General features: G+C 69.7%; 2 protein-coding genes. Both read left to right on the top strand.

Going from position 1 to position 26,803, the window contains the following annotated elements:
- Positions 1 to 250 precede the first annotated feature (250 nt).
- Entirely contained in the window at positions 251 to 26,383 is a 26,133-nt protein-coding gene (locus tag D7Y21_RS10985; protein ID WP_121713032.1) for a non-ribosomal peptide synthetase, read from the top strand.
- Positions 26,380 to 26,803: hypothetical protein (locus tag D7Y21_RS10980; RefSeq protein ID WP_147469255.1), on the top strand; the 424-nt coding region annotated here is incomplete at its 3' end. The genes D7Y21_RS10985 and D7Y21_RS10980, both read left to right, overlap by 4 nt.

Below are 26,803 nucleotides of genomic sequence, written 5' to 3'. Positions count from 1 at the left end.
CGCGGGATGTGCCACGCCCGTTCCAGCCCTGCTGGAGAGCAGGCAGGCCCGGCGGCATGGAACGCATGGCAGGTCGCTCTTCAACCGAATAATGTGATCAACAGGTTTCCTGGCCTCCCCCACGCTGCTCACGCGACGAGCGGCAGGCCGCGCGTGATCGACATTTGCCGACACTGACCCGAGGGCGATGCGTCCAGATTTCCGGGCGTCCCTCAGGGCCGTGTCGCGTCCAGAGTGCGGAGTCAATTCGATGAGCAGCAGCGGTGATTTGTCGAAGCGGATCGCGAATCTGTCTCCGGAGAAGCGCGCGGAGCTGCTGAAGAAGATGGCCGCGCAGAAGCAGGCGGCGGGGACTCCGGCGCGGGCGGCCTTCCCGCTGAGGGACCGGTCGAAGCCGGCGGAGCTGTCCTTCGCGCAGCAGCGGCTGTGGTTCATGGACCAGTTGGCGCCGGGCAGCCCGCTCTACAACGTGCCCGTGGCGGTGCGGCTGGAGGGCGCGGTGGACGTGGCGGTGCTGGAGCGCTCGCTGCGCGAGGTGGTGCGGCGCCACGAGTCGCTGCGCACGACCTTCCAGGGCGGCGAGAGCGGGCCGGTGCAGCACTTCGCGGACGCGCCCGTGTTGGAGCTGGAGCGCACGGACGTGAGCGCGCTCGCGGTGGAAGCGCGCGAGGCCGAAGCCTGGCGCCGGGTGCGGGAAGGGGCGCTGCGTCCCTTCGACCTCGCCACGGGCCCGCTGATGCGCGCGCTGCTGGTGCGGCTGGGGGACGCGGACCACCTGATGCTGGTGGTGATGCACCACATCGTCTCGGACGGGTGGTCGCTGGGCGTGCTCGTGCGCGAGGTGGCGGTGCTCTACGCCATGTTCCTGCAGGGGCAGCCGTCGCCGCTGCCGGAGCTGGCCGTGCAGTACGCGGACTACGCGGCCTGGCAGCGGGAGACGTTGCAGGGCGCGGCGCTGGAGCGGCAGCTGGCGTACTGGCGTGAGCAGCTGTCGGGCGCGCCGCCCGCGCTGGAGCTGACGACGGACAAGCCCCGGCCCGCGACGCGTGGCTTCCGGGGCGCGCGCACGCCCATCCAGTGGCCTCGCGAGCTGACGGACTCGCTCCGGGCGCTGGCGCAGCGGGAGGGCGCGACGCTGTTCATGGTGCTGCTGGCCGGGTGGCAGTCGCTGCTGTCGCGCTACTCCGGGCAGGACGACGTGAGCGTGGGCTCTCCCATGGCGGGCCGGACCCGCTCGGAGCTCGAAGGCCTCATCGGCATGTTCGTCAACACGCTGGTCCTGCGCGCGCGCTTCACGCCGGAGCTGTCGTTCCAGGGACTGGTGCGCCAGCTGCGCGAGACGATGGTGGGCGCGACGGACCACCAGGACGTGCCGTTCGAGAAGCTGGTGGAGGCGCTCCAGCCGGAGCGCGACTCGGGGCGCACGCCGTTCTTCCAGGCGATGTTCGCGCTGCAGAACGCGCCGCGTGGCCCGGTCGCCGTGCAGGGCCTGAAGCTGAACGCGATGGAGGTGGACACCCAGACCGCCAAGTTCGATCTGCTCCTCCAGCTCACGGAGGCGGATGGGAACCTGAGCGGCTACGTGGAGTACGACACCGACCTCTTCCACGCCGCCACCGTCGCGCGGATGGTGGAGCACCTGCGCGGCCTGCTGGAGTCCGCCGTGGCCCACCCGGCGCTGCCCGTGGCCCGGCTGTCCATGGTGAAGGCCGCCGAGCGCCACTTGCTGGCCGTGGACTGGAACCGGACGCAGGCGGCGTATCCGCGGGAGCGGCCGGTGCACGCGCTCTTCGCGGAGCAGGCGCGCAAGGCGCCGGACCGGGTGGCGGTGGTGCAGGGCGTGGATGGCCGGACGCTCACGTACGGCGAGCTGGACACGAAGGCGAACCAGCTGGCGCATCACCTGCGCGGGCTGGGAGTGAAGCGTGGCACGCGGGTGGGCGTGTACGTGGATCGCTCCTGGGAGATGGTGGTGGGGCTGCTCGGCACCCTGAAGGCCGGGGGCGCGTACGTACCGGTGGACCGCAACTACCCGGCGGAGCGCATCGCGCTGCTGCTGGAGGACGCGGGCGTCGAAGTGACGCTGACGCAGCAGTCGCTGGTGGAGAAGCTGCCGGCTGGAGCGGGCAAGCCGCTCTGCGTGGACACGGCGTGGGAGTCCATCCGCCGTGAACCGGAGCCGGCACCGGACGTGGAGGTGGGCGGCGAAGACCTGGCGTACATCATCTTCACGTCGGGCAGCACGGGGCGACCGAAGGGCGTGTGTGTTCCCCACCGGGGCATCACCCGGTTGGTGCTGGGCAACGACTTCATGCGCTTCGAGCCGGACGCGGTCTGGTCGCAGACGGGGCCGGTGGCCTTCGACGCCTCGACGCTGGAGCTGTGGGGCTCACTGCTGCACGGCGCGAAGCTGGTGCTGGCGCCGCCGCACGCGCTGACGTTGGAGGAACTGGGCGCGCTGGTGAAGCAGGAGCGCGTCAGCACGTTGTGGCTGACGACGGCGCTCTACGAGCAGATGGTGCTGCACCAGGGGGAGGTCCTGACGGGCGTGTCGCAGGTGATGACGGGCGGTGACGTGATGCCGCCCCAGCGCGTGCGGGAGCACCTGGCGCGGTTGCCGGAAGGCCCGGTGCTGGTGCACGCGTACGGCCCGACGGAGAACACCACGTTCTCCACCACCCACAGGATGACGGGGCGCACGGAGTTCGAAGGGTCGGTGTCCATCGGCAAGCCCATCGGGAACTCGACGGCGTACGTGCTGGACGCGCACGGCGACGTGGCGGGTGTGGGCGTGCCGGGTGAGCTGTTCGTGGGAGGCGAGGGCCTCGCATGGGGCTACCTCCACCGTGCGGACCTCACGGCGGAGCGCTTCGTGCCCCACGCCTTCAGCACGGAGCCCGGCGCGCGGCTGTACCGCACGGGAGACAAGGCGCGCTGGAAGGAAGACGGGACGCTGGAGTTCCTCGGCCGCACCGACTTCCAGGTGAAGGTGCGTGGCTTCCGCATCGAGCTGGGCGAAATCGAAGCCGCGCTCGGCCTGCATCCGGATGTGGCGGAGGCCACGGTGGTGGTGCGGGGGCAGGGTGTGGACAAGCAGCTGGTGGGGTATGCCGTCGCGAAGCCGGAGCGGACGCTCGACGCGGCGGAGCTCAAGGCACACCTGCGGCAGCGGCTGCCGGAGTACATGGTGCCCACCGTCCTGATGTCGCTGGACGCGCTGCCGCTCAGCGCCAACGGCAAGGTGGATCGCAAGGCGCTGCCGGAGCCGGAGGCCCCGCGCTCGGAGAAGGTCCACGAGGCGCCCCGCACGGAGACCGAAGCGAAGCTGGCGGCCATCTGGGCGCAGGTGCTGCGTGTGCCCCAGGTGGGCGTGAAGGACAACTTCTTCGAGTTGGGCGGGCACTCGCTGCTGGCGACGCAGGTGGCCTCGCGGATCCGCGCGGGGTTCGGCGTGGAGCTGCCGCTGCGGGAGCTGTTCGAGTCCGCCACGCTGGAGGCCCTGGCGCTCCGCCTGGAGCGCGCCACCCGCTCCGTCGTCCCGCCGCTGGTGCCGGTGTCGCGCGAGCAGCCCCTGCCGTTGTCGTTCGCGCAGCAGCGCCTGTGGTTCATCGACCAGTTGGAGCCGGGCAGCCCGCTCTACAACGTCCCGCTCGCGGTCCGTCTGGAGGGCGCGCTGGACGTCGCGATGCTCCAGCGGGCGCTCGATGAGCTGGTGCGCCGCCACGAAGCACTCCGCACGACGTTCACGGCGCACGAGGGCACGCCGGTGCAGGTGGTGCATCCGCCCTCGGCGATGCCGCTGGAGGTGGAGGACCTGCGCGCCGTCGGAGCGGGCGAGCGGGAGGAAGAGGCCCGCCGCCGGGTGATGGCGCAGGGGTTGCGGTCCTTCGACCTGTCGCGCGGGCCGCTGGTCCGCGCGCAGTTGGTGCGGCTGGAGGAGCACGACCACCTGCTCGCGCTCACGATGCACCATGCCATCTCGGATGGCTGGTCGTTGGGCGTGCTCGTGCGGGAGATGGGCGCGCTGTACGCGGCGTTCGTGCAGGGCCAGCCCTCCGCGCTGCCGGAGCTGCCGCTCCAGTACGCGGACTACGCGGCCTGGCAGCGCGGCTGGCTTCAGGGAGACGCGCTGGAACGCGAGGTGTCCTTCTGGAAGGGCCGGCTCGCGGGGGCGCCCGCCGCCCTGGAGTTGCCCACGGACCATCCGCGTCCAGCGGTGCGGGGCAACGCGGGAGCGATGCACTTCTTCCAGTGGTCCCCCGCGATGACGCAGCGCCTGCGAGCGTTGGCGCAGCGCGAGGGCGCCTCGCTGTACATGGTGCTGCTGGCCGGGTGGCAGTCGCTGCTGTCGCGCTACTCGGGTCAGACGGACATCAGCGTGGGTTCGCCCATCGCGGGCCGGACGCGGGCGGAGCTGGAAGGGCTCATCGGCTTCTTCGTCAACACGCTGGTGCTGCGTGCCCAGGTGGACGGGGAGACGTCCTTCCGTGAGTTGCTGACGCAGGTGCGAGGCACGGTGCTGGAGGCCTACGAGCACCAGGACGTGCCGTTCGAGAAGCTGGTGGAAGCGCTCCAGCCGGACCGCAGCCTGAGCCACACGCCGCTGTTCCAGACGCTGCTGGCGCTCCAGAACGTGCCGCAGGGCGACCTGGGGCTGCCGGGCATGGCGCTCAAGCCGGTGATGATGGAGAGCCGCACGTCGAAGTTCGACCTGAGCGTCTTCTTCGTGGAGGAGGGCGAAGGGCTGAGGGGCTCGGTCGAATACAGCACCGAGCTGTACGACGCCGCGACGGTGCGCCGGATGGTGGAGCACCTGCGGGTCCTGCTGGATGCGGCGCTGTCGAGTCCGGAGGCCGCCGTGTCCCGGCTGCCGATGGTGGACGCGGAGGAGCGGCGGCGGATCCTCGACGGCGGCAACCGCATGGCGGCGGAGGCCGCGGGCACCACGCCGGTGCACGTGCTGTTCTCCGAGCAGGCCCGGAAGACGCCGGACGCGATTGCGATCCAGGTGCATGACGGGCGGACGTTGACGTACGGCGAGCTGGACGCGAAGGCGAACCAGTTGGCGCATCACCTGCGGAGCCAGGGCGTGAAGCGCGGCACGCGAGTGGGCGTGTACGTGGAGCGCTCGCTGGAGATGGTGGCGGGGCTGCTGGCCATCCTGAAGGCGGGAGGCGCGTACGTGCCGGTGGACCGCAACTACCCGGCGGAGCGCATCGCGCTGCTGCTGGGGGATGCGGGCGTGGGCGTGACGCTGACGCAGCGGTCGCTGGTGGAGAAGCTGCCGGCGAGCGCGGGCACGCCGCTGCTGCTGGACACGGCCTGGAGCGAGATCGCACACCAGCCGATGTCGGCGCCGCAGGTGGAAGTCAGCGCCGAAGACCTGGCGTACGTGATGTTCACGTCGGGAAGCACGGGCCGCCCGAAGGGCGTGAGCGTGCCGCACCGGGGCATCACGCGGCTGGTGGTGGGCAACGACTTCCTGCGCTTCGGGCCAGAGGAGGTCTGGCTGCAACTGGCGCCGGTGGCCTTCGACGCCTCGACGCTGGAACTCTGGGGCGCGTTGCTGCACGGAGCGAAGCTGGTGCTGGCGCCACCGCACGCGCAGACGCTGGAGGAGCTGGGCGCGCTGCTGCGCAAGGAGCGCATCAGCACGCTGTGGCTGACGGCGGCGCTGTACGAGCAGATGGCGCTGCATCAGGTGGACGCGCTGGCTGAGGTGTCTCGGGTGCTGGCGGGTGGCGACGTGCTGCCGGCGCAGCGAGTGCGCGAGCACCTGAAGCGCCTGCCACAAGGCGCGGTGCTGGTGAATGGGTACGGCCCGACGGAGAACACGACGTTCTCCACGACGCACGCGCTCACACGCGACACGGACCTCACCGCTTCGGTGCCTATCGGCAAGCCGATTGGGAACTCGACGGCATACGTGCTGGAGCCGCACGGGGATGTGGCCGGGGTGGGTGTACCGGGTGAGCTGTTCGTGGGCGGTGAGGGACTGGCGTGGGGCTACCTCAACCGTGCGGACCTCACGGCGGAGCGCTTCGTGCCGAACGCCTTCAGCACGGCTCCCGGCGCCCGGCTGTACCGGACGGGAGACAAGGCGCGCTGGAAGGAAGACGGGACGCTGGAGTTCCTCGGGCGCACCGACTTCCAGGTGAAGGTGCGTGGCTTCCGCATCGAATTGGGTGAAGTGGAAGCGGCCCTGCTCCAGCATCCGGACGTGGCGGAAGCCGCGGCGGTGGTGCGCGACGTCGGCGGAGACAAGCGGCTTGTCGCGTGGCTCGTCGCGAAGCCGGGGCAGAACATCGATCCGAAGGCCGTGGAAGCGGAGCTGCGGCAGCGGTTGCCGGAGTACATGGTGCCGTCAGCGATGGGCGTGTTGGACGCGCTGCCGCTCACGGCCAACGGCAAGGTGGACCGCAAGGCGCTCATGGCGCTGGAGGCGCAGGAGGCAGGAACCGCCTTCGAGGCGCCCCGCACGGAGGTGGAGAAGAAGCTGGCGGCCATCTGGGCGGAGGTCCTGCGGGTGCCCTGGGTGGGGGTGAGGGACAACTTCTTCTCGCTCGGTGGCCACTCGCTGCTGGCGACGCAGGTGGTGTCACGGATCCGCTCGGAGCTCGGAGTGGAGATCTCGTTGCGAGTCCTCTTCGAGGCACCCGTGCTCGAAGTCCTGGCCCAGCGGTTGGGAACGGCCGCGAGTCACCAGCCCACGGCGCTGAAGTCCGTCGCGAGTGATGAAGCGCCGCCCCTGTCGTTCGCGCAGCAGCGCCTGTGGTTCATCGACCAGATGGAGCCGGGAAGCGCGATCTACAACGTGCCCGTCGCTGTCCGGCTGCGGGGCACGTTGAAGCGCGGAGCGCTCGTGCGAGCCCTGGACGAAATCGTCCGGCGCCACGAAGCCCTCCGCACGACGTTCGAGCTGCACGAGGGCCAGCCCGTCCAGCGCATCCATCCCCACGCGCGACTGCCGGTGGCGGACGTCGACCTGGAGGAAATCGACAGCGAGCAGCGGGAGGAGGAAGTCCGGCGTCGGCTCGGAGTGGAGCTGGCGGAGCCCTTCGACCTGCACAAGGGCCCGCTCATCCGGGCGAGCCTGCTGAAGCTGGGAGCCACCGAGCATGTGTTGCTCATCACGATGCACCACATCGTGTCGGATGGCTGGTCGCTGGGAGTGCTGATTCGAGAAGTGGGAGCGTTGTACGCGGCCTTCACGGAAGGGCGTCCGTCGCCGTTGCCGGAGCTGTCGTTGCAGTACGCGGGCTATGCGGCATGGCAGCGCGGCTGGTTGCAGGGCGAGACGCTCCAGAAGGAGGTGGATTTCTGGAAGGGGAAGCTCGCCGGGACGCCGCCCGTCCTGGAGCTGCCGACGGACCATCCGCGTCCGGCGGTGCGAGGCAACGCGGGAGCGGTTCATTCTTTCGTGCTGCCGTCGTCGCTGGAGCAGCGCATTCGTGCGCTCGCGCAGAGCGAAGGTGCGTCGCTGTACATGGTGCTGCTGGCGGCGTGGCAGGTGCTGCTGTCGCGCTACAGCGGGCAGACGGACATCAGCGTGGGTTCGCCCATCGCGGGGCGGACGAGGGCGGAGCTGGAAGGGCTCATCGGTTTCTTCGTCAACACGCTGGTGCTGCGTGCGCGGGTGGACGGAGAGAAGTCCTTCCGTGAGCTGCTGACTCAGGTGAAGGGCACGGTGCTGGAGGCGTACGAGCACCAGGACGTGCCGTTCGAGAAGCTGGTGGAGGCGCTCCAGCCCGAGCGCAGCCTGAGCCACACGCCCCTGTTCCAGTCACTGCTGGCGTTGCAGAACATGCCGGAGGGAGAGGCACGGCTGCCCGGGCTGACGATGAAGCCCTTGGAGCTGGAGATCCGCACGTCGAAGTTCGACGTGAGCGTCTTCTTCACGGAGACGGCGCAGGGCCTGAGCGGGGCGGTGGAGTACAGCACCGAGTTGTTCGAAGCATCGACGGTGCAGCGGATGGTGGAGCACCTGCGCGTGCTGTTGGAAGGCGTGGTGGCGAAGCCGGAGGAAGCGGTTGGCCGGCTGCCCATGCTGACGTCCGAGGAGCGCCAGCAGGTGCTGGTGACGTGGAACCCGACGGCCACGCAGTCCCCTCGTGGCATGTCGGTGCACGCCCGCTTCGAGGCGCAGGCGAAGCGGACGCCGGACGCGGTGGCGCTGAAGCTCGCGGAAGGTGGCGGCACGCTGACGTACGGCGAACTGGACGCGAAGGCGAACCAGTTGGCGCATCACCTGCGGAGCCAGGGCGTGAAGCGCGGCACGCGAGTGGGCGTGTACGTGGAGCGCTCGCTGGAGATGGTGGCGGGGCTGCTGGCCATCCTGAAGGCGGGAGGCGCGTACGTGCCGGTGGACCGCAACTACCCGGCGGAGCGCATCGCGCTGCTGCTGGGGGATGCGGGCGTGGGCGTGACGCTGACGCAGCGGTCGCTGGTGGAGAAGCTGCCGGCGAGCGCGGGCACGCCGCTGCTGCTGGACACGGCCTGGAGCGAGATCGCACACCAGCCGATGTCGGCGCCGCAGGTGGAAGTCAGCGCCGAAGACCTGGCGTACGTGATGTTCACGTCGGGAAGCACGGGCCGCCCGAAGGGCGTGAGCGTGCCGCACCGGGGCATCACGCGGCTGGTGGTGGGCAACGACTTCCTGCGCTTCGGGCCAGAGGAGATCTGGCTGCAACTGGCACCGGTGGCCTTCGACGCCTCGACGCTGGAGTTGTGGGGCGCGCTGCTGCACGGAGCGAAGCTGGTGCTGGCGCCACCGCACGCGCAGACGCTGGAGGAGCTGGGCGCGCTGCTGCGCAAGGAGCGCATCAGCACGCTGTGGCTGACGGCCGCGCTGTACGAGCAGATGGCGCTGCATCAGGTGGACGCGCTGGCTGGGGTGTCGCGAGTGCTCGCGGGCGGCGACGTGCTGCCGGCGCAGCGCGTGCGCGAACACCTGAAGCACCTGCCACAAGGCGCGGTGCTGGTGAACGGGTACGGCCCGACGGAGAACACGACGTTCTCCGCGACGCACGTGATCACGCGCGACACGGCCATCACGGCTTCAGTGCCCATCGGCAAGCCGATTGGAAACTCGACGGCGTACGTGCTGGACACGCACGGCGATGTGGCCGGCGTGGGCGTGCCCGGGGAACTGTACGTGGGAGGCGAAGGCCTCGCCTGGGGCTACCTCAACCGTGCGGACCTGACGGCGGAGCGCTTCGTGCCGAACGCGTTCAGCCCGGAGCCCGGTGCCCGGCTGTACCGGACGGGAGACAAGGCGCGCTGGAAGGAAGACGGGACGCTGGAGTTCCTGGGGCGCACCGACTTCCAGGTGAAGGTGCGCGGCTTCCGAATCGAGCTGGGCGAGGTGGAAGCGGCCCTGCTCCAGCATCCGGACGTGGCGGAATCCGTGGCGGTGGTGCGCGACGTTGGCGGAGACAAGCGGCTCGTCGCGTGGCTCGTGGCGAAGCCGGGACAGAACATCGATCCGAAGGCAGTGGAAGCGGAGCTGCGCAAGCACTTGCCGGAGTACATGGTGCCGTCGGCGATGGGCGTGTTGGATGCGCTGCCGCTCACGGCCAACGGCAAGGTGGACCGCAAGGCGCTGCCTGGAATCGAAGCGGCCCTTTCGGAGCACGAGTACGAAGCGCCTCGCACGGAGTCGGAGCAGAAGCTGGCGGCCATCTGGGCGGAGGTCCTGCGGGTGCCCAGGGTGGGGGTGAGGGACAACTTCTTCGCGCTGGGCGGGCATTCGCTGCTGGCGACCCAGGTGGTGTCGCGGATCCGGAAGGAGCTGGGCGCGGAGCTGCCACTGCGGACGTTGTTCGAGGCTCCGACGCTTGAAGCCCTGGCCCGACGGCTGGAAACGGCCGCGCGTCCGCTGTCCATGGCGCTGGAGTCGATCGCCAGCGGTGGGCCGCCACCTCTGTCGTTCGCGCAGCAGCGCCTGTGGTTCATCGACCAGTTGCAGCCGGGCAGCCCGCTCTACAACGTGCCCGTCGCGGTGCGTCTGGAAGGCGAACTGGACGTGGGAGCCCTGGACTGGGCCCTGCGTGAAATCGTCCGGCGCCACGAGGCCCTCCGCACGACGTTCGCGCTGCACGAAGGTCAGCCCGTGCAGCGCATTCAGTCCGAAGCGCGCCTCCCCATGGCGCACATCGACCTGGGGGCATTGGACAGCGAGCAGCGGGAGGCGGAAGTCCGGCGCCGGCTCGGAGTGGAGCTGGCGGAGCCCTTCGACCTGCACAAGGGTCCGCTCATCAGGGCGAGCCTGCTGAAGCTGGGATCCGCCGAGCACGTGCTGCTCATCACGATGCACCACATCGTGTCGGATGGCTGGTCGCTGGGAGTGCTGATCCGAGAAGTGGGAGCGTTGTACGCGGCTTTCACGGAAGGGCGGCCGTCGCCGCTGCCGGAGCTGTCGTTGCAGTACGCGGGCTATGCGGCGTGGCAGCGCGGCTGGTTGCAGGGAGAGACGCTCCAGAAGGAGGTGGATTTCTGGAAGGGGAAGCTCGCCGGGACGCCGCCAGTCCTGGAGCTGCCGACGGACCGTCCGCGTCCTGCGGTGCGAGGCAACGCGGGAGCCGTTCATTCCTTCGTGCTGCCGTCGTCGCTGGAGCAGGGGCTGAAGGCGCTGGCGCAGCGCGAGGGCGCGTCGCTGTACATGGTGCTGCTGGCGGGCTGGCAGGTGCTGCTGTCGCGCTACAGCGGGCAGACGGACATCAGCGTGGGTTCGCCCATCGCGGGCCGGACGCGCTCGGAGCTGGAAGGGCTCATCGGCTTCTTCGTCAACACGCTGGTGCTGCGTGCCCGGGTGGACGGGGAGCAGTCCTTCCGTGAGCTGCTGACGCAGGTGAGAGGCACGGTGCTGGAGGCGTACGAGCACCAGGAGGTGCCCTTCGAGAAGTTGGTGGAGGCGCTGCAGCCGGAGCGCAGCCTGAGCCACACGCCCCTGTTCCAGTCACTGCTGGCAGTGCAGAACACGCCGGAGGGAGAGGCGCGGCTGCCCGGGCTGACGATGAAGCCCTTGGAGCTGGAGATTCGCACGTCGAAGTTCGACGTGAGCGTCTTCTTCACGGAGACGCCGCAGGGCTTGAGCGGGGCGGTGGAGTACAGCACCGAGTTGTTCGAAGCAGCGACGGTGCGCCGGATGGTGGATCATCTGCGCGTGCTGCTGGAAGGCTTGGTGGCGAAGCCGGAGGAAGCGGTGGGCCGGCTGCCCATGCTGAAGGACGAGGAGCGCCAGCAGGTGCTGGTGACGTGGAATCAGCAGCAGGCGGAGTACGACCGCGACGCGACGATTCCGCAGCTCTTCGAGGCGCAGGCGAAGCGGACGCCGAATGCCGTAGCCGTGGTGAGTGGCAAGCAGCGGCTGACGTACCGGGAGGTGGAGGCGAAGGCGAATCAGTTGGCGCACCGGCTGCGCAAGCTGGGAGTGGGCCCGGAGTCCCGCGTAGGCCTGTGCGTGGAGCGCACGGCGGACGTGGTGGTGGGGACGCTGGGCATTCTCAAGGCCGGCGGCGCGTACGTGCCGTTGGATCCGAGCTACCCGAAGGAGCGACTGGGCTGGCTGCTGGAGGACGCACAGGGCCCGGCACTGGTGGCGCACTCGCACCTGTTGGAATCACTGCCTGCCTTCAATGCGCAGGCGGTGTGCCTGGACCGTGAAGAGGAATGGGCGGAGGAGTCCTGCTGCCCCGTGACGCCGGAAGTGCGCCCGGAGAATGTGGCGTACCTCATCTACACGTCGGGAAGCACGGGCCGCCCGAAGGGCGTGGCAGTGACGCACCGGAACGCCGTGGCGTTCCTGGCGTGGGCGACGGAGACGTTCACGGAGGAAGAGACGAAGGCAGTGCTCGCGGCGACGAGCCTGAACTTCGACCTCTCCGTCTTCGAACTCTTCGCGCCGCTGGTGAGGGGCGGCAGCGTGGTGGTGGTGCGCAATGCCCTGCACCTGGCGGAGGAGAAGCCGGAGGCGGAGGTGACGCTCATCAACACGGTGCCGTCGGCGATGGCGCAGTTGGTGCGGCTGAACGCCGTGCCGCCGTCGGTGCGCGTGGTGAATCTCGCGGGCGAAGCACTGCCTGAGACGTTGGCGAAGGCCGTGTACGCAGTGCCGACGGTGCAGAAGCTCTACAACCTGTATGGCCCGTCGGAAGACACGACGTACTCGACATGGTCGCTGGTGGGACGCGGAGAGGTTCCGAACATCGGCCGGCCGCTCACCAACACGCGGGCCTATGTGTTGGACAAGTACCTTCAGCCAGTGCCGGTGGGCGTGGCGGGAGAGCTTTTCCTGGCGGGCGAAGGACAGGCGCGGGGCTACCTGCTGAGGCCGGAGTTGACGGCGGAGAAGTTCCTGCCGGAGGTGTACGGCCCGGAAGGCAGCCGCATGTACCGCACGGGAGACCGCGTGCGGTACCGGGCGGATGGAGTGCTGGAGTACCTGGGGCGCGTGGACTTCCAGGTGAAGGTGCGAGGCTTCCGCATCGAGCTGGGCGAAGTGGAGTCCGCGCTGCGCCAGCAGGAGACAGTGAAGGAAGCAGTGGTGGTGGCGAAGGGGGAGGGCGCGGAGAAGCGCCTCGTGGCGTACGTGGCGCCGAAGGCAGGCGCGACGCTGGAAGCGGAGGCACTGAAGACAAGTCTGCGTCAGCGGCTGCCGGAGTACATGGTGCCCGGAGCGGTGGTGGTGCTGGAGGCACTGCCGCTCAACTCCAACGGCAAGGTGGACCGCAAGGCCCTGCCGGATCCAGAGGCACCGGCAGCCATCCTCACCTACGTGCCACCGCGTACGGAGATGGAAGCGAAGCTGGCGGCCATCTGGGCGGAAGTGCTGCGGGTTCCGCGGGTAGGCATGAAGGACGACTTCTTCGCGCTGGGGGGCCACTCGCTGCTCGCGACGCAGGTGGTGTCGCGGGTGCGCGCGGAGCTGGGCGCGGAGCTGCCGCTGCGCGCGCTGTTCGAGGCTTCCACCCTCGAGGCCCTGTCCCGACGCATGGAGACGGCGAGCCGCGCCCAGGACGCCCTGCCAGTCGACACGTCCATGGACACGGCGCCGCCGCTGTCCTTCGCGCAGCAGCGGCTGTGGTTCATCGACCAGATGGAGCCTGGGACGGCGCTCTACAACGTGCCCGTGGCGGTGCGGCTGGCGGGCTCGCTGGACGTGGCGGCCCTGGAGCAGGCCCTGCACGAAGTCGTGCGCCGGCATGAATCCCTGCGGACCACCTTCGAGGAGCGCGGCGGTCAGGCCGTCCAGGTCATCCAGCCGGCCCTGTCACTGGAACTGGGCCGGGTGGACCTGCGGACCGTTGACGAGGCCCACCGCGAGGCGGAGGCCCATCGGCAGGTGGAGCAGGAGATGCTCCGTCCCTTCGATCTGAGCCGTGGGCCGTTGATCCGCACCCGGCTGGTCACGCTCGGAGAGCGCGAGCACGTCCTGGTGGTGACGATGCACCACATCGTGTCGGACGGCTGGTCGTTGGGCGTCCTGATTCGTGAGGTGGGCGCGCTGTACGCGGCCTTCTCCTCGGGGCAGCCGTCACCCCTGCCCGAGCTGTCCATCCAGTACGCGCGCTACGCCGCCTGGCAGCGCGGCCGGCTCCAGGGCGACGTCCTGGCGCGGCAGGTGGACTACTGGAAGCGGAAGCTCGCCGGGGCGCCGCCGGTGCTGGAGCTGCCGACGGACCGCCCGCGTCCGCCCGAGCGGGGCATCGCGGGCGCGACGCTCAACTTCACCCTGTCCCGGTCGCTCACCGCGGACCTCAAGGCGCTGGCCCAGCGGGAGGGGGCCTCGCTGTACATGGTGCTGCTCGCCGGGTGGCAGGTGCTGATGGCGCGCTACAGCGGCCAGCAGGACATCAGCGTGGGCTCGCCCATCGCGGGCCGCATGCGCGCGGAGCTGGAGGCGCTCATCGGCTTCTTCGTCAACACGCTCGTGCTGCGCACGAACGTGGACGGCGGCCTGTCCTTCCGGAGGCTGCTCGCCCAGGTGCGCGAGACGGTGCTGGATGCGTACGAGCACCAGGAGGTCCCGTTCGAGAAGCTGGTGGAGGTCCTCCAGCCGGAGCGCAGCCGCAGCCACACGCCGCTCTTCCAGACGATGCTCGCCCTGCAGAACATGCCGCTGGGCGAGCTGCGGCTGCCGGACCTGGCGCTCCAGCCGGTGAGCGTGGAGAGCCCCATCGCGAAGTTCGACCTGAGCGTGACGTTCGTGGAGGTGCCTCACGGCATCTCCGGCACGCTGGAGTACAGCACGGAGTTGTTCGACGCGAGCACCCTCCAGCGGATGGTCTCGCACCTGCTCACGCTGCTGGAAGGCGCGGTGGAGCGCCCGGACACGCGCGTGTCTCGTCTGCCCCTGCTGACCGCCGCCGAGCGCGCCCAGGTGGTCTCCACCTGGAACGACACGGCCCTGGCCGCGGCCTGGGATGGCTGCTTCCACGAGTGCGTGGAGACGCAGGCGGCGCTCATGCCGGAGGCGCTCGCCGTGCTGGACGGGGCGCGCCAGCTGGACTTCGCGCAGCTCAACGCGCGCGCCAACCAGCTCGCCCACTGGTTGCGCCAGCGTGGGGTGGGGCCGGAGGTGCGCGTGGCGCTCTTCGTGGAGCGCTCGGTGGAGATGATGGTCGCCGCGCTGGGCGTGATGAAGGCCGGCGGCGCCTACGTGCCGTTGGATCCCGCCTGGCCGTCCGAACGCCTGGGCTGGTTGGCGAAGGACTGCAACGCGCGCTGGGTGCTCACCCAGCGGCGGCTCGCCGGGGCGCTCCCGGAGGGGCTCGATGTGCTGTGCCTGGATGACGCCGGTCCGCTGGAGGAGCTGGCGCGGCAGCCGCGGGAGAACCCGGCCCGCGTGAGCCTCCCGACGCACCTGGCGTACATCATCTACACGTCGGGCAGCACGGGCCGTCCCAAGGGCGTGATGGTGCAGCACGCCTCGATGATGAACCTGCGCGCCGCGCACAAGGTGACGACGTTCGCCGGAGTCACCGCGCCGGTGCGGGTGAGCTTCAACGCGCCGCTGGCCTTCGACGCGTCGGTGCAGCAGTTGGTGCAACTGGCGGACGGCCACGCGCTGTGCATCGTGCCGGCGGACGTGCGCGAGGACGTGGCCCGCATGGCGGCGTGGCTGGAGGCGCAGCAGGTGGACGTGCTCGACTGCACGCCCGCGCACCTGCGCCTGCTGCTGGACGAAGGGCTCGGCACGCGCCGGCCCATGCGCGTCCTCGTGGGCGGCGAAGCGGTGGACGAGGCGCTGTGGGCGAGGCTCGCGGCGCTCCCGGGCCTCAAGGGCTTCAACGTGTACGGCCCCACCGAGTGCACGGTGGACGTCACCGCGCGCCCCATCGTGGCGGACACGCCGCGCCCGGTGCTGGGGCGGCCCATGGCGAACCAGCAGGGCTACGTGCTGGACCCCGAGCTCCAGCCCGTCCCCGTGGGTGTGCCTGGAGAGCTGTACGTCGGCGGCGCGGGGCTCGCGCGCGGCTACCTGGAGCGGCCGGAGCTGTCGGCGGAGCGTTTCATCCCGGACAGCCTGGGCGCGCAGCCGGGCGGACGGCTCTACCGCACGGGCGACCGCGTCCGCTGGCTGGCCACGGGCGAGCTGGAGTACCTGGGCCGCCTGGACTTCCAGGTGAAGGTGCGAGGCTTCCGCATCGAACTGGGCGAGGTCGAGACCGCGCTCGCGCAGCAGCCCGGCGTCAGCGAGGCCGTGGTGCTGGTGCGGGGCGACGGCGCGGACAAGCGGCTCGTCGGCTACGTCGTGGCGAAGGAAGGCCACGCGCTGGACGTGGAGACGCTGCGCACGGGCCTGCGCCAGGGGATGCCCGAGTACATGATCCCCTCGGCGCTGATGGTGCTGGACGCCCTGCCGCTCAACGCGAACGGCAAGGTGGACCGCCGGGCGCTGCCGGAGCCGGAGGCCGCGAATGTGGCCGACGCCTACGTGGCCCCGCGCACGGTGACGGAGGCGAAGCTCGCGGCCATCTGGGCGGAGGTGCTGCGCCTGGAGCGCGTGGGCGTGAAGGACAACTTCTTCGCGCTGGGCGGCCACTCCCTGCTGGCGACGCAGGTGGTGTCGCGGCTGCGCACGTCGCTGGGTGTGGAGATGCCGTTGCGCCTGCTGTTCGAGGCGCCCACGGTGGAGGCGCTGTCGCAGCGGATCGCTCGGCTGGGACGCTCCGGCGTGCCCATGCTGCGCGCCGGGGTGCGTCCGGCGTCGCTGCCGCTGTCCTTCGCGCAGCAGCGGCTGTGGTTCATCGACCAGTTGGAGCCGGGCAGTCCGCTCTACAACGTGCCCAGCGTGGTGCGGCTGGAGGGAGACCTGGACGCCGCGGCGCTGGAGCAGTCGCTGCGGGCGCTCGTGCAACGGCACGAAGCCCTGCGCACGACGTTCGAGGAGGAGTCGGGCCAGCCCGTCCAGCGCATCCACGCGTCCGTGGACGTGCCGCTGAACACCGTGGACCTGTCGGCGTCCGGGGCCACGCGAGAGGACGAGGCCCGGCAGCGGGTGCTGGAGGAGATGGCGAAGCCCTTCGACCTGATGCGGGGCCCGCTGCTGCGGACGCTGCTGCTGCGGCTGGACGCGCGCGACCACCTGCTGGTGCTCACGATGCACCACGCCGTGTCCGACGGTTGGTCCGTGGGAGTCCTGCTCCGTGAGCTGGGCACGCTGTACAGCGCGCTGGCGCGAGGACAGGCGTCGACGCTGCCGGAGTTGCCGGTGCAGTACGCGGACTACGCGGCGTGGCAGCGCGACTGGTTGCAGGGGGCGACGCTCCAGCAGGAGGTGGACTACTGGAAGCAGTCGTTGACGGGAGCGCCGCCGGTGCTGGAGTTGCCCACGGACCGTCCGCGTCCGGCGGTGCGCACCAATGCCGGCACGACGCTGGGCTTCATGCTGCCGCTGGAGCTGTCCCAGAAGCTGAGCGCGCTGGCCCAGAAGGAGGGCGCATCGCTGTTCATGGTGCTGCTGGCCGGGTGGCAGGTGCTGCTGTCGCGCTACAGCGGCCAGACGGACATCAGTGTGGGGTCACCCATCGCGGGGCGGACGCGAGCGGAGCTGGAAGGGCTCATCGGCTTCTTCGTCAACACGCTGGTGCTGCGGGCGCAGGTGGACGGGGAGGCGTCCTTCCGTGCGCTGCTGGATCAGGTGAGGGGCACGGTGCTGGGCGCGTACGAGCACCAGGAGGTGCCCTTCGAGAAGCTGGTGGAGGCGCTCCAGCCCGAGCGCAGCCTGAGCCACACGCCGCTGTTCCAGACGTTGATGTCGCTCCAGAACGTGCCCACCGAGGAGTCCAAGCTCCCCGGCCTGGTGCTCAAGCCGGTGGACTTCGAAGGCCGCACGTCGAAGTTCGACGTGAGCCTCTTCTTCACGGAGACGGCGCAGGGCTTGAGCGGAGGAGTGGAGTACAGCACCGACCTGTTCGAAGCCGCGACGGTGCGTCGGATGGTGGAGCACCTGCGGGTGCTGCTGGAAGGCGTGGTGGCGAAGCCGGAGGAATCAGTGGGCCGGCTGCCCATGCTCACGTCCGAGGAGCGCCAGCAGGTGCTGGTGACGTGGAACCAGCAGCAGGCGGAGTACGACCGCGACGCGACGATTCCCCAGCTCTTCGAGGCGCAGGCGAAGCGCACCCCGAATGCCGTGGCCGTGGTGAGCGGCAAGCAGCGGCTGACGTACCGGGAGGTGGAGGCGAAGGCGAACCAACTGGCGCACAAGCTGCGCAAGCTGGGAGTGGGCCCCGAGTCGCGAGTAGGCCTGTGCGTAGAGCGCACGGCGGACGTGGTGGTGGGAACGCTGGGCATCCTGAAGGCCGGCGGCGCGTACGTGCCGTTGGATCCGAGCTACCCGAAGGAGCGACTGGGCTGGCTGTTGGAGGATGCGCAGGGTCCGGCGTTGGTAGCGCACTCGTACCTGCTGGAGTCGCTGCCCGCCTTCAGTGCGCAGGCGGTGTGCCTGGACCGGGAGGAGGAGTGGGCGGAGGAGTCCTGCTGCCCCGTGACGCCGGAAGTGCGCCCGGAGAACGTGGCGTACCTCATTTACACGTCGGGAAGCACGGGCCGCCCGAAGGGCGTGGCGGTGACGCACCGGAACGCCGTGGCCTTCCTGTCGTGGGCAACGGAGACGTTCACGGAGGAAGAGACGAAGGCAGTGCTCGCGGCGACGAGCCTGAACTTCGACCTCTCCGTCTTCGAGCTCTTCGCGCCGCTGGTGCGAGGCGGCAGCGTGGTGGTGGTGCGCAATGCCCTGCACCTGGTGGAGGAGAAGCCAGACGCGGAGGTGACGCTCATCAACACGGTACCGTCGGCGATGGCGCAATTGGTGCGGCTGAACGCCGTGCCGCCGTCGGTGCAGGTCATCAACCTCGCCGGTGAAGCGTTGCCGGAGACGCTGGCGAAGGCCGTGTACGCGGTGCCGACGGTGAGGAAGCTCTACAACCTGTACGGCCCGTCGGAAGACACGACGTACTCGACATGGTCGCTGGTGGGGCGCGCAGAGGTGCCGAACATCGGCCGCCCCCTCACGAACACACGGGCGTACGTGCTGGACAAGTACCTCCAGCCGGTGCCGGTAGGCGTGGCGGGCGAGCTTTTCCTGGCGGGCGAAGGTCAGGCACGGGGCTACCTGCTGAGGCCGGAGCTGACGGCGGAGAAGTTCCTGCCGGAGGTGTACGGCCCGGAAGGCAGCCGCATGTACCGCACGGGAGACCGGGTGCGGTACCGGGCGGATGGAGTGCTGGAGTACCTGGGCCGAGTGGACTTCCAGGTGAAGGTGCGAGGCTTCCGAATCGAGCTGGGCGAAGTGGAGTCCGCGCTGCGCCAGCAGGAGGCAGTGAAGGAAGCAGTGGTGGTGGCGAAGGGGGAGGGCGCGGAGAAGCGCCTCGTGGCGTACGTGGCGCCGAAGGCCGGCGCGACACTGGAAGCGGAGTCGCTGAAGGCCAGTCTGCGCCAACGGCTGCCGGAGTACATGGTGCCCGGAGCGGTGGTGGTGCTGGATGCGCTGCCGCTTAACTCCAACGGCAAGGTGGACCGCAAGGCGCTGCCGGAGCCGGATGCCCCCAAGGCCGGAAGCACCTACGAAGCGCCGCGCACGGAAACGGAAGCGAAGCTGGCAGCCATCTGGGCCGAAGTGCTGCGGGTGCCCCAGGTAGGCGTGAAGGACGACTTCTTCGCGCTGGGAGGCCATTCGCTGCTCGCGACGCAGGTGGTGTCGCGGGTGCGTGTGGAGACGGGCGCGGAGCTGCCGCTGCGTGCGCTGTTCGAAGCGCCCACGGTGCAAGCCCTCGCCCGCCGGTTGGAGAAGGCCGGACGTGCGCAGGCACCGGCCCTCGTGCCTGTGTCGGGGGAAGCTGTGTTGCCGCTGTCGTTCGCGCAGCAGCGGCTGTGGTTCATTGATCAGCTGGATCCGGGCACCGCCCTCTACAACGTGCCTGTCGCCATCCGTCTGGAAGGCGACTGGGATGCGGGGGCCTTGGAACGGGCTCTGCACGAGGTCGTGCGCCGTCACGAGGCCCTGCGCACGACGTTCGTCGTGGGCAACCCCGAGCCAGTCCAACAGACCGTGCCTGACAGCGCCTTCACGCTGGCAGTGGACGACCTGACGGCGAACACCGCCGAGGTCCGGCGACGCGTGGAACAGGAAGTGCTGCGGCCCTTCGATTTGGCACAGGGGCCCCTGATCCGGGCGTTGCTGCTGAAGCTCGGCGCGCGAGAGCACGTGCTCGTCGTCACGATGCACCACATTGTGTCGGACGGATGGTCGCTCGGGGTTTTTGTCCGCGAGGTCGGCGCGCTCTACGCGGCGTTCGTGCGGGACCAGCCCTCACCGCTGCCGGAGCTGCCGGTGCAGTACGCGGGCTACGCGGCGTGGCAGCGCGGCTGGTTGCAGGGGGCGACGCTCCAGCGGGAGGTGGACTACTGGAAGCAGCAGCTCGCCGGTGCTCCGCCGGTGCTGGAGTTGCCCACGGACCGTCCGCGTCCCGCCGTGCGAGGAAACGCGGGAGCGACCCAGGGCTTCCTCTGGCCGCAATCGCTGGTCCAGGACCTGCGAGGCCTCGCGCAGCGCGAAGGGGCCTCGCTGTACATGGTGCTGCTGGCGGGCTGGCAGGTGCTGCTGTCGCGCTACAGCGGGCAGACGGACATCAGTGTGGGTTCGCCCATCGCGGGCCGTACGCGCGCGGAGGTGGAAGGCCTCATCGGCCTCTTCGTCAACACGCTGGTCCTGCGTGCCCAGGTGGATGGAGATCAGTCCTTCCGGACGCTGCTGAAGCAGGTGCGAGGAACGGTGCTGGGCGCGTACGAGCACCAGGACGTGCCGTTCGAGAAGCTGGTGGAAGCGCTGCAGCCGGAGCGCAGCCTGAGCCACACGCCGCTGTTCCAGACGCTGCTGGCCCTCCAGAACGTGCCCGAGGGAGACGCGCAGCTGCCAGGGCTGACGATGACGCCGCTGGAGCTGGAGAACCGCATGTCGAAGTTCGACGTGAGCGTCTTCTTCACGGAGACGGCACAGGGCTTGAGCGGAAGCGTGGAGTACAGCACCGATCTGTTCGAAGCGGCGACAGTGCAGCGGATGGTGGAGCACCTGCGCGTGCTGATGGAAGGCGTGGTGGCGAAGCCGGAGGAAGCGGTGGGCCGGCTGCCCATGCTGAAGGACGAGGAGCGCCAGCAGGTGCTGGTGACGTGGAATCAGCAGCAGGCGGAGTACGACCGCGACACGACGATTCCGGGGCTCTTCGAGGCGCAGGCGAAGCGGACGCCGAATGCCGTGGCGGTGGTGAGCGGCAAGCAGCGGCTGACGTACCGGGAAGTGGAGGCCAAGGCGAACCAACTGGCGCACCGGCTGCGCAATCTGGGAGTAGGCCCGGAGTCACGGGTGGGTCTGTGCGTAGAGCGCACGGCGGACGTGGTGGTGGGAACGCTGGGCATCCTCAAGGCGGGCGGCGCGTACGTGCCGTTGGATCCGAGCTATCCGAAGGAGCGACTGGGCTGGCTGCTGGAGGACGCGCAAGGCCCGGCACTGGTGGCGCACTCGCGCCTCTTGGAGGCGCTGCCCGCATTCAGTGCGCAGGCCGTGTGCCTGGACACGGACGCGACGTTGGCCACGGAGCCGAAGGAGGCTCCGGAAGCAGGGCCCCGTCCTGAAAACGTGGCGTACCTCATCTACACGTCGGGAAGCACGGGCCGCCCGAAGGGCGTGGCGGTGACGCACCGGAACGCAGTGGCCTTCCTGTCGTGGGCAACGGGGACGTTCACGGAAGAGGAGACGAAGGCAGTGCTCGCGGCGACGAGCCTGAACTTCGACCTCTCCGTCTTCGAACTCTTCGCGCCGCTGGTGCGAGGAGGCAGCGTGGTGGTGGTGCGCAATGCCCTGCACCTGGCGGAAGAGAAGCCAGACGCGGAGGTGACGCTCATCAACACAGTGCCGTCGGCGATGGCGCAATTGGTGCGGCTGAACGCCGTGCCTCCGTCGGTGCGCGTGGTGAATCTCGCGGGCGAAGCGTTGCCAGAGACGCTGGCGAAGGCCGTGTACGCAGTGCCGACGGTGCGCAAGCTCTACAACCTGTATGGCCCGTCGGAAGACACGACGTACTCGACGTGGTCGCTGGTGGGACGCGGAGAGGTGCCGAACATCGGCCGCCCTCTCACGAACACGCGGGCCTATGTGTTGGACAAGTACCTCCAGCCGGTGCCGGTAGGCGTGGCGGGCGAGCTGTTCCTGGCGGGCGAAGGACAGGCGCGGGGCTACCTGCTGAGGCCGGAGTTGACGGCGGAGAAGTTCCTGCCGGAGGTGTACGGCCCGGAAGGCAGCCGCATGTACCGCACGGGAGACCGGGTACGGTACCGGGCGGACGGAGTGCTGGAGTACCTGGGGCGAGTGGACTTCCAGGTGAAGGTGCGAGGCTTCCGCATCGAGCTGGGCGAGGTGGAGTCCGCGCTGCGCCAGCAGGAGGCAGTGAAGGAAGCAGTGGTGGTGGCGAAGGGGGAGGGCGCGGAGAAGCGCCTCGTGGCGTACGTGGCGCCGAAAGCAGGCGCGACGCTGGAAGCGGAGGCGCTGAAGGCGAGCCTGCGCCAACGGCTACCGGAGTACATGGTGCCCGGCGCGGTGGTGGTGCTGGAGTCCCTGCCGCTCAACTCCAACGGCAAGGTGGACCGCAAGGCGCTGCCGGAGCCGGAGGCACCGGTCTCCACCCATACGTACGAAGCACCGCGCACGGAAACGGAAGCGAAGCTGGCAGCCATCTGGGCCGAAGTGCTGCGGGTGCCCCAGGTGGGCGTGAAGGACGACTTCTTCGCGCTGGGAGGCCACTCGCTGCTCGCGACGCAGGTGGTGTCGCGGGTGCGCGCGGAGACGGGCGCGGAGCTGCCGCTGCGTGCACTGTTCGAAGCGCCCACGGTGGAGGCGCTCGCCCGCCGGCTGGAGAAGGTCGGACGCGCGAAGGCACCGGCTCTCGTGCCCGTGTCGCGGGACGCACCGCTGCCGCTGTCGTTCGCGCAGCAGCGGCTGTGGTTCATCGATCAGCTGGAGCCGGGAACGGCGCTCTACAACGTGCCGGTGGCGGTGCGGCTGGAAGGCGACCTGGACGTGGGGTCCCTGGAACGGGCCCTCCGTGAAGTCGTGCGCCGTCACGAGGCCCTGCGCACGACGTTCGTCGCGGGCAACCCCGAGCCGGAGCAACGAACCACGGCCGATAGCTCCTTCACGCTGGCGGTGGATGACCTGACGGCGAACACCGCCGGCCTCCAGAAGCGCGTGGAGCAGGAGGTGCTGCGGCCCTTCGAGCTGGCTCATGGTCCGCTCCTTCGCGCGCTCCTGCTTAGGCTCGACGCACGCGAGCACGTGCTCGTCGTCACGATGCACCACATCGTGTCGGACGGATGGTCGCTCGGGGTGTTGGTCCGTGAGGTCGGCGCGCTCTACGCGGCGTTCGTGCAGGGCCAGCCCTCGCCGCTGCCGGAGTTGCCGGTGCAGTACGCGGACTACGCGGCGTGGCAGCGCGGCTGGTTGCAGGGCGCGACACTCCAGCGGGAAGTGGACTACTGGAAGCAGCAACTCGCGGGTGCGCCGCCAGTGCTGGAGCTGCCCACGGACCGCCCGCGTCCCGCGGTGCGAGGAAACGCGGGAGCGACCCAGAGCTTCCTCTGGCCGCAATCGCTGGCCCAGAGCTTGCGAGCTCTCGCGCAGCGGGAAGGCGCGTCGCTCTACATGGTGCTGCTGGCGGGCTGGCAGGTGCTGCTGTCGCGCTACAGCGGCCAGGAAGACATCAGCGTGGGTTCGCCCATCGCGGGCCGCACGCGCGCGGAGGTGGAGGGGCTCATCGGCTTCTTCGTCAACACGCTGGTGCTGCGCACGAACCTGTCCGGAGACCCCAGCTTCCGGGGCCTGCTCCAGCAGGTGCGCGAGACGGTCCTGGAGGCGCAGGAGCACCAGGAGGTGCCGTTCGAGAAGCTGGTGGAGGCGCTCCAGCCCGAGCGCAGCCGCAGCCACACGCCGCTGTTCCAGACGCTGCTGGCGCTCCAGAACATGCCCGTCGGTGAAGCCCGGCTGCCCGGCATGACGCTCAAGCCCGTGGAGATCGCGGGCGGAACGTCGAAGTTCGACCTGAGCGTCTTCTTCATGGAGACACCGCAGGGCTTGAGCGGAACGCTGGAGTACAGCACCGACCTGTTCGACGCCGCGACAATGCGCCGGATGGTGGAGCACCTGCACGTGCTGCTGGAAGGCATGGTGGCGAAGCCGGAGGAAGCGGTGGGCCGGCTGCCCATGCTGACGGAGGCAGAGCGCCAGCAGGTACTGGTGACGTGGAACCAGCAGCAGGCGGAGTACGACCGCGACGCGACGATTCCCCAGCTCTTCGAGGCGCAGGCGAAGCGCACCCCGGATGCCGTGGCGGTGGTGAGCGGCAAGCAGCGGCTGACGTACCGGGAGGTGGACGCGAAGGCGAACCAACTGGCGCACCGGCTGCGCAAGCTGGGCGTAGGCCCGGAGTCGCGAGTAGGCCTGTGCGTGGAGCGCACAGCCGACGTCGTGGTGGGAACGCTGGGCATCCTCAAGGCGGGCGGCGCGTACGTGCCGTTGGATCCGAGCTACCCGAAGGAGCGACTGGGCTGGCTGCTGGAGGACGCACAAGGGCCAGCGTTGGTGGCGCACTCGCATCTCTTGGAGTCTCTGCCCGCCTTCAGCGCGCAAGCAGTCTGCCTGGACACGGACGCAACGTTGGCCACGGAGCCGAACGAGGCACCGGAAGCAGGGCCCCGTCCTGAGAACGTGGCGTACCTCATCTACACGTCGGGAAGCACGGGCCGCCCGAAGGGCGTGGCAGTGACGCATCGGAACGCCGTGGCCTTCCTGTCGTGGGCAACGGAGACGTTCACGGAAGAGGAGACGAAGGCAGTGCTCGCGGCGACGAGCCTGAACTTCGACCTCTCCGTCTTCGAACTCTTCGCGCCGCTGGTGAGAGGCGGCAGCGTGGTGGTGGTGCGCAATGCCCTGCATCTGGCGGAGGAGAAGCCAGAGGCAGACGTCACGCTCATCAACACGGTGCCGTCGGCGATGGCGCAGTTGGTGCGTCTGAATGCGGTGCCGCCGTCGGTGCGCGTGGTGAATCTCGCGGGCGAAGCGTTGCCGGAGACGCTGGCGAAGGCTGTGTACGCGGTACCGACGGTGCAGAAGCTCTACAACCTGTACGGCCCGTCGGAGGACACGACGTACTCCACATGGTCGCTGGTGGGTCGGAATGAAGTGCCGAACATCGGCCGGCCGCTCACGAACACGCGGGCATACGTGTTGGACAAGTACCTGCAACCGGTGCCGGTAGGCGTGGCGGGCGAGCTGTTCCTGGCGGGCGAAGGTCAGGCACGGGGCTACCTGCTGAGGCCGGAGCTGACGGCGGAGAAGTTCCTGCCGGAAGTCCACGGCCCGGAAGGCAGCCGGATGTACCGCACGGGGGACCGCGTGCGGTACCGGGCGGACGGAGTGCTGGAGTACCTGGGCCGGGTGGACTTCCAGGTGAAGGTGCGAGGCTTCCGCATCGAGCTGGGCGAGGTGGAGTCCGCTCTGCGCCAGCAGGAGGCAGTGAAGGAAGCAGTGGTGGTGGCGAAGGGGGAGGGCGCGGACAAGCGCCTCGTGGCGTACGTGGCGCCGAAGGCAGGCGCGACGCTGGACGCGGAGGCACTGAAGACAAGTCTGCGTCAGCGGCTGCCGGAGTACATGGTGCCCGGAGCGGTGGTGGTGCTGGAGGCCCTGCCGCTCAACTCCAACGGCAAGGTGGACCGCAAGGCCCTGCCGGACCTGGACGTCACCACGTCCCAGGCCGGGAACTTCGTCGCACCCCGTGACGCGCTGGAGTCCCAGCTCGTGGCGGTGTGGGAAGAGGTCCTGGGCGTGAAGCCCATCGGTGTGCGCACCAGCTTCTTCGCGCTGGGAGGACACTCGCTGCTCGCGGTCCGCCTGATGGCCGCGCTGCGCGAACAGCTGGGCCGCGAAGTCCCCCTGGCCGCGCTCTTCCAGCACCCCACCGTGGAGGACCTGGCGAACCTGCTGCGCGCGGAGACGGAGACATGGTCGCCGCTCGTCCCTCTGGAGAAGGGCGACGCGGGCCGCCGGCCCCTGTTCCTCGTCCACCCGGGTGGCGGCAACGTGCTCGCCTACCCGGAGCTGGCGCGGCTCCTGGGGCCCCAGCAGCCCGTCTTCGGCCTCCAGGCGCGCGGCCTTCAAGCCGGTCATGCCGTGGTGGAGACCGTGGAGGAGATGGCCATCCTGTACGTGGCAGCCATCCGCGCGGAGCAGCCGGAAGGGCCGTACCTCCTCGCGGGCTGGTCGCTCGGCGGCGTCATCGCCTTCGAGATGGCCCGCCAGCTGCGCGCACAGGGCCATGCCGTGGGGCTGCTGGCGCTCCTGGACGCCTACGTCCCCGGCGTCGGAGCGCCTCCCGGCGATGCCCCCAAGAAGGACCCCGACGCCAGCACGCGCGTCGCCTTCGCCCAGACGGTGGCCCAGGCCTTCTCCCTGACCCTGCCCGTGTCGGACGAGGCCCTGGAGCGCATGGATGACGAAGCCATGCTGGGGACGCTCCTCGCCGTGGGCGTCCAGGCCGGCCTCCTGGCGGAAGCAACGGGCCGCGAGCAATTGCGTGCCCTGTTCCGCGTCTACCAGGCCAACCTGCGCGCCATGGACCGCTACGTCCCCAGCCCCTACGACGGACCGGCGCTGCTGCTCGCCGCCACGGAAGCGACCCCCACCTCCGAGGTGCCCCGCCACCGCGGCTGGGAGCCCTTCGTCCGGGGGGGACTGGACGTGAGGGATGTCCCTGGGGGACACCATCAACTCATGCAGGAGCCGTACGTGCGGCACGTGGCCACGCTGTTGCGCGAGGCCCTGGAGGACAAGTCATGACCGTTGAAACATCCAGCGGGGGCTCACCGTGGCCCAACCGCATCATCCTGGCCATCTGGTTCGTGTGCTTCTCCGTGGGCTCCCTGGTCCACATCCTCGTCGTGTCGAAGTACGGCCTCTTCGCGAATGATCCGGCGGACCCGCTGCCCATGCCGTTCGTCGTCGTGAACGAGCTCTTCACGGTGCTCAACCCGCTCACCATCGCGCTGCTCATCTTCAAGCGGCGGGCGGGCATCCTCTCCGCGCTGGGCGTGGTGGCGCTCGTCTACGTCCTCAACCTGGCGCTGATGGTGTGGTTCTGGACCGCGAAGCAGCACCTGCACGTCGCGTGGCTGTACCTCAACGGCACCATGGGCGTGTTCATGGCCCTGACCGCGAAGCGCCTGTGGCGGGCCGCCCCCGAGGCGAAGGCCCTCCCAC

The organism is Corallococcus sp. AB045, assembly GCF_003668895.1.
Lineage (GTDB): Bacteria > Myxococcota > Myxococcia > Myxococcales > Myxococcaceae > Corallococcus > Corallococcus coralloides.
This window is presented reverse-complemented; position numbering and strand designations above follow the sequence as displayed.

Bases quoted from the DNA above. Each gene is read 5' to 3' on its own strand.
- D7Y21_RS10985 (WP_121713032.1), top strand. From the start codon at position 251: ATGAGCAGCAGCGGTGATTTGTCGAAGCGGATCGCGAATCTGTCTCCG.